This window comes from Phenylobacterium sp. P4_E10 (assembly GCF_056401675.1).
In genome coordinates this window covers 1-1,190 of the sequence record NZ_JBFUIW010000034.1, presented here as the reverse complement: position 1 = coordinate 1,190, position 1,190 = coordinate 1, and the positions used below count along the sequence as shown (strand labels likewise).

At 76.1% G+C, this 1,190-nt stretch carries 2 pseudogenes; both read right to left on the bottom strand.

The window, feature by feature from the left end:
• A pseudogene (locus AC1DQJ_RS20785) lies at positions 1-594 on the bottom strand (hypothetical protein); the annotation flags it as partial.
• 72 nt (positions 595-666) lie between these two features.
• Positions 667-1,190: pseudogene (locus AC1DQJ_RS20780) on the bottom strand (hypothetical protein); the annotation flags it as partial.

Genomic DNA, 1,190 nt, shown 5'->3' with positions numbered 1-1,190 from the left:
AGCCGAGGTGGCGGCTTCGACTGGCGGCGCGACCTCGGCCGGCAGCGGCGCGGCGGCTGGTATCGGAGCGCTCGCCGTTCGCAGCTCGGGCGGCGGTCCGACGGGCTGGAGTGGCGCGGCCGGCTCTTCACGGTTTAGCAGGAAGGCGGCGGCGAGGCCGGCCGCAGCGGCCAGTCCGACACCGGCGCCGATGAGCGGCAGGGGCGAGCGGCGCGGCGCGGCGCGGCGGGCTGACGGGATCGCGGCCTGCGCGATGACGATCTCGGGAAGGATCTCGGGCTGCGGCGCAGGTTCGGGGGGCGGACGTGGAGGCTCGGGCGCGCGGGCCTGCGGCTGCGGCGTCGGCGCGTCGGCGCCCGGGGTCCCCTGCGGGATCAGCGAACCGCCGAGGATGCTCGAGGGCCGGGTGGCGGCCGGGCGCGGCGCGAAGCTGACCGGCTTGGGGGGCTCAGGTTCTTCGGGCGCAGCCACCGGGGCGGTGCGCTCGGCGGCTTTCGGCAGCGGGCCGAGGCGGAACGGGGCCGAGGGACCGGCGGCGCGGCCCCAGGGGCTGGAACGGATGAACGGATTATCGTCCTGATCTGGCGTCGACATCGAGATCTCCCGCGCCTCGGGGGCGCGGGGTCACTCTAGCGCGGACTTCGGCGTATGTGGGGCGCCGCGGCCTCAGCGGACGGCTGTGCGCATCGGACGCACCGAGTCGGTGGCGCAGCCGGCCGGCTCCAGCATGCCGTGCATGGCCAGGCAGTAGATGTCCTCATAGTAGGGCCCGGCGCTGGCCAGGCACTGATAGAGGTTCAGCTTGGCGACCCGGACGCACATGCCGGTGCGCGGTTCGTTCATCAGGGCGCGCCCGCGGCCGCCCTCGCCCAGCACGTTGAGCGCGGCGACCGCCAGGCCGCGGGTGGCGACCGGGCCGGCAGCGCCGCCGCGACGGCCGCCTTCGGACAGGGCAGAGTAGAGCCGCGCCTGGTCGCCGCTCGCCGGACGATAGCCAGCGCTGGACACCTGCTTGACCCGGGTGAGGCGAGCGCGGGCGTCGGCCACGGGCGCCTGAGACCAGGCCTGCCGCTGAATGTCGTAGGAGGCCTTCTTCACCCGCTGGCCGCTGACGGCGAGGCTCTCGCCCTGGCGATAGAGCGCGGCGCTCGCCCGCGCCGCGGCGGCGTCGGCGCCGGGCAGGGCTGCGG